At 44.5% G+C, this 7854-nt stretch carries 8 protein-coding genes and 1 pseudogene; 5 read left to right on the top strand and 4 right to left on the bottom strand.

The genetic code is table 11. From position 1 onward, the window contains the following. The 4 genes and pseudogenes from AB5542_RS11720 to AB5542_RS11705 all read left to right on the top strand — a co-directional run. Window positions 1-216, top strand: a pseudogene (locus tag AB5542_RS11720) (N-acetylmuramoyl-L-alanine amidase); the annotation flags it as partial. A gap of 21 nt (window positions 217-237) precedes the next feature. After that, window positions 238-861: a hypothetical protein gene (locus tag AB5542_RS11715; protein WP_279040813.1), complete on the top strand. Its 624-nt coding sequence runs from the start codon at window positions 238-240 to the stop codon at window positions 859-861. Window positions 862-891: 30 nt separating this feature from the next. Continuing rightward, on the top strand, window positions 892-1533 hold the full coding sequence (locus tag AB5542_RS11710; protein WP_270543485.1) for a DUF6266 family protein: 642 nt from the start codon (window positions 892-894) through the stop codon (window positions 1531-1533). 134 nt (window positions 1534-1667) lie between these two features. Continuing rightward, window positions 1668-1922, top strand: coding sequence for a hypothetical protein (locus AB5542_RS11705; RefSeq protein WP_229128143.1), 255 nt, complete (start codon window positions 1668-1670; stop codon window positions 1920-1922). 73 nt (window positions 1923-1995) lie between these two features. Here AB5542_RS11705 and AB5542_RS11700 read toward each other — a convergent pair whose 3' ends face one another. Continuing rightward, a complete protein-coding gene (locus tag AB5542_RS11700) occupies window positions 1996-2934 on the bottom strand; it encodes a ribose-phosphate pyrophosphokinase (RefSeq protein ID WP_027201316.1) in 939 nt (312 codons plus the stop codon). Window positions 2935-3270: 336 nt separating this feature from the next. On the opposite strand from AB5542_RS11700, the gene AB5542_RS11695 reads away from it, so the two are divergent. Continuing rightward, the gene (locus tag AB5542_RS11695) at window positions 3271-4644 is read left to right on the top strand and encodes a dipeptidase (protein WP_118304581.1); all 1374 of its coding nucleotides are present in this window, start codon (window positions 3271-3273) and stop codon (window positions 4642-4644) included. A 61-nt stretch (window positions 4645-4705) separates the two neighbouring features. On the opposite strand, the gene AB5542_RS11690 is transcribed toward AB5542_RS11695, so the two are convergent. From AB5542_RS11690 to AB5542_RS11680, 3 genes are all read right to left on the bottom strand, one after another. Then, window positions 4706-6175, bottom strand: a complete 1470-nt coding sequence (locus tag AB5542_RS11690) for a COG3014 family protein (RefSeq protein WP_279040811.1) — start codon at window positions 6173-6175, stop codon at window positions 4706-4708. A gap of 65 nt (window positions 6176-6240) precedes the next feature. Beyond that, window positions 6241-6837 (bottom strand): penicillin-binding protein activator LpoB, encoded by a 597-nt coding sequence (locus AB5542_RS11685; protein WP_087419101.1) that lies wholly within the window; start codon window positions 6835-6837, stop codon window positions 6241-6243. A 110-nt stretch (window positions 6838-6947) separates the two neighbouring features. Then, window positions 6948-7814 carry an N-acetylmuramoyl-L-alanine amidase-like domain-containing protein gene (locus AB5542_RS11680; protein ID WP_270543481.1) on the bottom strand — a complete coding sequence of 289 codons (867 nt, stop codon included), beginning with the start codon at window positions 7812-7814 and terminating at the stop codon, window positions 6948-6950. Window positions 7815-7854 lie beyond the last annotated feature (40 nt).

Genomic DNA, 7854 nt, shown 5'->3' with positions numbered 1-7854 from the left:
CCCGATCAAGTGTACACAACGGAAGAAGAGGGGAGGGCGAGATACTGGCATTCTTTTACCGAGGGGCAGTTCGGGATTACGGAGGAGATCTGTCGTTTGTTGAAAGAGTGTTACGGGATCAAGTATTTAGTGAGACACTCGGACATCACCCCTCGAAAGACGGATCCGGGTCCGGCGTTTCCTTTTGATGAGTTGAGAAAAAGGTTGAAGTTTTAGTAATGAAAAAAGGAGGTAAGTATGGCTTGTTGTTATTCAAATTTGTTTAATCGTTTGTCGGGGCGGGTGGGACGTGTTATTTACTATCAGGTGGGGGATCATCTTTACGCGAGAGCTGCCCCGGGAGAGGTGAAGGATTGTCGTTCGGAGTTGCAATTGTATTACCGGGAGAGGATGAGGAAGACGGCGACTTTTTACGGGGTGATCCGGCAGACATGGTTGGCCCGGATCTGGCAGATATTGGGAGTGGTGGAGCGTCGCTCGGGATATAATCTTTTCCTGAAGGCTAACATGCGGGCGTTTAACGGGGAGGGGTTGCTGTATGATCTCGTGCATTTCAGTGCCGGGAACTTGTTTTTACCGAGTGAGTTGCAGGGATGCCGAGAGGGCGATAAGGTTCGCCTGACGTGGAAGAATGAAAACGTGGTACGGGAAGAGCGTTTAGGGGACGAGTTGTGGTGCGTGGTGATGATGGAAGACATGAGGTTTCGGATTGTGACTCCCGAGGCGATCGGGAGTGTTCGTCGGGATGAGAGTGCGGAGATAGAACTCACGGAAGAGCGGGGAAAGAGGATTCACTTGTATTGTTTCTTTGGTTCGGTAAACAGGTGTGATTTTTCAGAAAACGTGCATTTAGTATTGTAATTTATATGTTTCATTTTAAATTTTAAGATTATGGCTTTATTTAAATCATTTGTATTGGGAGAAGTGAGAAAATCAGTGGCAAACATCACGATGTATGCGGGGGCAAACGGGTATAGTATTGCCAGGGGAAAGAGAAGCACGATGCGTAATCCCAGAACTCCCGGGCAGTTGACGCAACGAGCGAAGATGAAAGCATTACAGGTGGCTTCGCTGTATTTTGCCCCGGCGGCAGAACTCGGTTTCCCGGGAAGAAAAGCGGGAAGTACGTTTTATAATGCCTTCGTGAAAGCGAATATGAAGGCCGTTACGGTTGACGAGGAGTATCGTCCGACGATTGACTACGAGAAGATCGTGTGTGCAGAGGGGAGCCTGCAGGATGGAACGCTGACCGTGTCGTTGAACGAGGATCAGGATATGATAACAATTACCCAGGAGGCGCAAAGTCGCTGGTCGGTGGTGGCGAACCCGACGGACGTGTTGTACGTGGTGGTTTACGAGAAAACGGGAAACCAAATGATCGTGGAACCTTGCCGGAACCGTCAAGAGAATGGCGTGACGACGATTAGCTTGGATAATGGATGGGTAAAAGAGAATCTGGAGGTGTATACTTTCATGTTGTCGAAAGATAAGAGGAAAGCGTCGAATAGTAAACGGTTAACAATTAACGGTTGAAATGGGAAAACTTTAGATTGGTGAGATGGTGATTTTACATGCCGGACGAGGGGAGAAGATTGGAGAAGGGGGGCTGGCATGTAAGTTGTAAAATGTTGGCTTGATGTTTCTGATCTTTCAAATAAGAATTGCTTATGTCTTTTGAATTGACTATATTTGTAATAAATATTTTGGTTATGTCTGAAAAAGAGATGAATTCTTATCGTTTAACCAGTTTGGAAGAACCAACTGATGAAATGCTTACTACTTTGATGAAAGAAGTTGCTGAAGAAGCAAAACGTAAATCGGAAGAAGCGCATAAAAAGTTTTTTCAGGAAATAAGAGAGTATATCCGTAAGCAACGGGCAAAATGGGGGAAAGAATATAATGTAAGTTTTAGTAATGAATGATTTTTGAGATTTTAGTCTTAGTAAAAAATGGCACTCTATGTAGGGTGCCATTTTTTATATCATGAAAAATGAATTACATGAGGAAGTGATCACTGATCGATTTATGCTCGTAGATGTTGCGGATCGTGTCGGCAAACATGGGAGCGATCGGTAATACTTTAATTTTTGAGCAAGGTTGTTTCTGAGGGATGGAATCGGTGAAGATTACTTCCGTCAGTTTTGATTTCTCGATATTTTCGTATGCCTTACCGGAAAGAACTGCATGGGTGGCCACGGCACGTACGCTGGCAGCACCATTGTCGATAAGCATATCGGCTGCTTTGCAAATTGTTCCGGCCGTATCGATCATGTCGTCAACAACGATGATATTTTTGCCCTCTACATCCCCGATCACTTTCATGTCGGCAACTTCATTTGCCCGGATACGGGTTTTGTGGCAGATGATCAACCCTGAATCGAAGTATTTTGCCCAGGAATTTGCTCTTTTGGCTCCACCGATGTCAGGGGAGGCAATGGCAAAATCACGTAATCCTAAAGATTTGATGTAAGGAATCAACACGGTAGAACCGTATAGATGATCCACGGGAACATCGAAGAATCCTTGAATTTGGTCAGCGTGTAAATCCATGGTGATAATTCGGTCGACTCCGGCTGCTTGTAGCATATTAGCCACTAGTTTTGCCCCGATGGCGACACGCGGTTTATCTTTCCGGTCTTGACGCGCGAACCCGAAATAGGGGATTACGGCGATTACCTTGTAGGCAGATGCTCTTTTGGCGGCATCGATCATCAAGAGTAATTCCATGAGGTTATCACTGGGCGGGAAGGTTGATTGCACGATAAACACGTGTTCGCCTCTCACCGTTTCGTCGAATGAGGTGACGAATTCTCCGTCACTAAATCTCGTAAACGTTTTTTTACCGAGTTCCAGCCCTAGAGAACTAGCAATACTTTCTGCAATATATTGACTATTCTCTCCGGCGAAAACTTTAATTTCGGGAAGATTTGACATATCTAATTCATTAGTTGAAACACTTGGCAAAAGTATGAAATTATTTTGTTCCACCAAAGGAATTTGGCGGAACAGTTACAAGTTGCAGGTTTGCAGGTTACAAGTTGTAATCGTTGTGTTTTTTACACGAACCGTTTGATCTCTTCGCTCGAAAATGTTATATTTGTTCCAACAAGATGTTGTTGGAACAGTTTCAAGTTACAGGTCCGTAGGTTACAAGTTGACTAGCTTGCTGTTCAATGATAAGATTGGTTTTCTTAACTTGTAACCTGTAAACTCGCAACTTGTAATTATGTGCAGTATGTTTATTTTATTAATTAATATATTTTCAAATAGATGGAAGAAATCAAAAAGTACGTGGAAGAGAACAAGGAACGTTTCCTGAACGAGTTATTCGAGTTGATTCGCATTCCTTCAATCTCTTCATTGTCTGAGCATAAGCCAGATATGTATCGTTGTGCCGAACAATGGACGAAAATCATGTTAGCTGCCGGAGCTGACCGGGCAGAAGTGTATGAAACAGAGGGTAATCCGGTTGCTTACGGGGAGAAGATCATTGATCCGGCTCTTCCTACGGTGTTGGTGTACGGGCACATGGACGTGATGCCGGTTGACCCGATCGAGTTGTGGAACACGAAACCTTTCGAGCCGGTTATTAAAGATGGCAAAATCTGGGCTCGCGGGGCTGACGATGATAAAGGACAGGCTTTCATGCACGCGAAAGCGTTTGAATATTTAATGAAATCCGGGAAATTGAACTGTAACGTGAAGTTCATGATCGAGGGAGAAGAGGAAATCGGTTCCCCGAGTCTTCCCAAGTTCTGCCGGGATCATAAGGATATGTTGAAAGCTGATGTGATTTTGGTTTCCGATACCAGTATGATTGGCCGTGATATTCCTTCAATTACCACGGGATTGAGAGGTTTGGCTTACTGGCAGGTTGAAGTTACCGGTCCGAACGCTGATTTGCATTCCGGTATTTTCGGGGGAGCGGTGGCAAACCCGATCAACGTGTTGTGCAAGTTGATTGCCGATATGCAAGACGAGAAGGGACATATCACGATCCCCGGTTTCTATGATGACGTGTTGGAAGTAACTGCCGAGGAACGTGCGAAGATGGCCAAGGCTCCTTTCAATTTAGAAAATTACAAGAAGTCTTTAGATATTAAAGAGGTGAAAGGCGAAGAAGGGTTCACGACCAATGAACGTACGGGTATTCGTCCGACATTCGATGTTTGTGGAATCTGGGGTGGTTACACGGGCGAAGGTGCAAAGACCGTATTACCTTCTAAAGCATACGCCAAGATTAGCTGCCGTTTGGTTCCGAACCAGAAACACGAGAAGATTGCGAAATTGTTCAAGGAATATTTCGAGTCTATCGCTCCGGATTACGTGAAGGTGAAAGTGGATTACCTGCATGGCGGACCTTCTTACGTGTGTCCGATTGATCTCCCGGCTTACAAGGCTGCCGAGAAAGCATACGAGGAAGTGTATGGAAAACAACCCGTTCCGGTGCGTTCCGGTGGTAGTATTCCAATTATTGCCACTTTCGAGGAAGTGCTGGGAATCAAGTCCGTACTGATGGGCTTTGGTTTGGGTTCCGATGCGATCCACTCTCCGAACGAGAATTACCCGTTGGAGCAATTCTTTAACGGAATAACGACAATTCCATTATTCTACAAGTATTTCGGAGAGATCATGAAGAAATAAATTTTGTAGTCAATAATTTAGACTCCCCTCATTTTACGGTCGTAAGGTGAGGGGGGTTTTATTATTGTCTGGAATCCATTGTTTGGAAGACGTGAAAACGGGTTTTACGTCCTCCGCCTTCGATGGAGAATTGTTCCGTGTGCTGGGAGCCGTTTCGAGCATTCAGACGTAATGTGAGGTTATTGGTTCCGGCAGATAAGGGCAGTCGGGTGTAGGAAATAGAGTAAGGTAGTGTTTGCCAGTTGCGGGTATCGGCTTTTTCAGTGAGGCTGTTAGCGATACCGACGGCAAAGCCTAGCCATTCGTTTTGCTTACGGGCAGAGTATTCCAGTCCTTTTTTGGCGGCTACCCGAAGAAGAGAATTTGAAAATTCCCGTACCATTCGGTCCCGTAAGGTTTTGAATGCAATTTCATTGATGTTTTCGGCAAGTTCTAACGGGTACGAGTGATTGTCCGTCACGAGAGTTCCCGTGGCATAAAGTGGGGGACGTTCCATGTATTTGGGGAATGCGACACGCAGGGTTTGTAGATTGGCAATGCTTTGCTTTTCGTCGTCACTGTATCCTGAACCGAAGAAGAAAGGGAAGGTAAGCCCGAGGGATTCGTTGTGAAATACAATCGCTCCGTCTCCTCTTTTTTGTTTGACAAAATTTATGCTCCATTCTGCCTTTACCGGACCCATGCCGTTTAGCCAGAAGAACACGAGTTGCCCGTCCGCGGGTGTCGGGGTATGGGTGTATGTCGTGTTGAACTCTTTCTCGTATTGTTTTAATTCAGCTGTAAAACCACAATTATAGGCGGTACGCATCAAGTCCTGTTTTAGTTGTTCCGGGGCTTTCACGCCGAAGTTTTTAATATAGTCGGATTGGTAGACCTCGTAGGCATTTCGATAGGCGATAAACGCATTGTTGTAATCTCCCGTGGCATCGTAGATCAGGCCCATTAGTAGATGAGCGAAAGCATCTCGTTGATACCGGTTCTTGTTATCGGGATACTTGTCGTTTAGCTGGTTGAGTTTGATATTGATTTTGCGAACCTCGACCAAGGCGCCTTCCATGTCATTCAGATCGATGTAGTTCAAGGCCTTGTAGAAGTTAATCATGATGACCTCGAAATCTTCCGGTCGATAGGGGCGTGCTTCCGGGTTGGTAACCAATGCCGCGGCTTCAGCCCCGACATTACTGTGATACTCGTCAATCAGGTTCTCGGCGGTCTCGAAGTATTGATTGCTGTTGGTGGGATTGCCGAGCATGAATTCCACGTATCCTTTGTTGAGATAATAGAGGATGCGGTTTTTACCCGTGGCTTGTTTTTTATCTTTATCTAGGAGTTTGTTTGCTTTCTCGAAATTTCCCGTGTTGACGGCTGCTTGGAAATCTGCCGTTCGCTGGTACCAAGTGGCGCATCCGGAGAAAAGAAAAATGAGAAGAAGTCCTAGGAGTTTATAAGGTTTATAAAGTTTATAAGGTCCATAAGGTTTATGAATCCCGATTTTATTTCTTTTAAAGTATGAATAATGAATATTTATCATTTCTTTTTAAAATCTTAAACTTTTGGGAAAGTTACTTTATAAACCTTATAAACTTTACAAACTGATTAAAGTACCCGGTCGCTGATTTGTTTCTTGATCTTCTTGTCACCCATCCAGACAACCTCGTTGGTCTCGATGTTCGTGAGTTGCAGGTCGATCTGGTAAGTCACGACTTTTTGTTTTTTGTACGAGTCGACGATGCTGTTGATTGTCCCTTGCAAGATGAAATCGGCACCCAGTTCTTTTCCCCACTTTTTGGTGGTTTCCGGTGAAGCGTAATCTTGTTGTTCGGCTCTTTCTTTTCGAAGCTCATTCCGCTTCTCTCCGGCAACAACCAAACGGATGTTACCATCCCGGATAATTGCTTTTTCTACGTCCTTAATAAAGGTTTCTGAGTTGATATGCTCATGACTTTTGTTCTCCACGAGGCCGACAACCACCACGGGGCGTTTGTCGTTTGCTTTCAAGTATCTTGGAATCCAGGCTGAAGTAAGCAGGTCTCCGATCATTTCTTCGGAAACAAGCCGTGAGTCACTATCATTCCAACGTCCGCTAAGGTCGATGGTTTCATTCGGGTCTACCCGTGTGATTTTCCGGTTAGCACATCCGTTAATTAAAGCAATGGTCAACACAACAAGTGTTCCGATAAATATTCTTCTCATATTCCGTTGTTTTAGGTTTCTATTCAATTTCCACGATCACATTTTGTGTTCTTGTAAAAGTTTATAACAATAATTCTACCAAATATACGTATTGCGCAGTTTTATGGATGTTAATTAGATTTAAAATTGATGAGACGACCGATCATTATGCCGGAATGTGACGTGATTCGTTGTAAGTAATCGGGGAGTGTTTCTGTCGTGACGGACACTTTTTTGTCGGAAACCGAGGCGTGGAGCAGGTATATTTGTCCCTCATTTTCAATGGCAATGCCCACGTGGGCTGTGTCGAGTCCTTTTTTCTTCGTGGTGATCAGTATAATATCCCCGGTTTTGATTTGTCCCGCGAAAGGGAGTACTTTTTCTTTCGGGATATAGTAATATGCCCTGCCGTTAATAGTCTTTTCAATATCAATTATTTTTGTAACGAGGGTGGAATCCTGTATTAGAGCCGGGTACTTTTTCCAGTTTTGGGAGATGAAAGATACTTTGTTGGGGAAAGGGATACCTCCTTTTTCTTTCGTGATGTCTTCCAGAAGGTTCAGGCAGGTCATCTCGTATAGCCAGTCGGAAGAGTAATGCAGGCGTGACGTGTAGTCTGCTATCTTCCCGTTCCGGTACCGAATCTCTTGTAAATTCTTTTGGAATTGGGGAATACTTTGTTCTTCGTATTTATCTAGGCGTGCCAGGGCGATGACATTATCGACGAAAGTCACGCAGTCAAATTCTCGCAGGTTGACAACCAGCTTCTCTTGGGGATTGATGTCCAACGTTCCTCCCACGTAAGGCGTTTCGAGAAAATAGCGTCCGATAGCGACAACTTTCTCGTTGATCGGGAGTTTGGCTATTTCCTTTTTATTGGCGTATTCAAAGAAATGTTTTAGCAAAGTTTGATCTTTCCGGTACACGGAATCAGCGGGAGAGCAAGCGAAAGCCCCGAATGAAAAGGTGATCAGGAATAGAAGGACTAAATTCTTCATAGTAACCGGTGTTTGAGAATAAAAAATGAGGAGTCGTGTG

This window comes from Butyricimonas sp. RTP31003st1_G1_RTP31003_210430 (assembly GCF_040920905.1).
GTDB classification, from domain to species: Bacteria; Bacteroidota; Bacteroidia; order Bacteroidales; family Marinifilaceae; genus Butyricimonas; species Butyricimonas paravirosa.
Note: the sequence above shows the minus strand (reverse complement) of the source record. Positions and strands in the feature narration are given on the sequence as shown.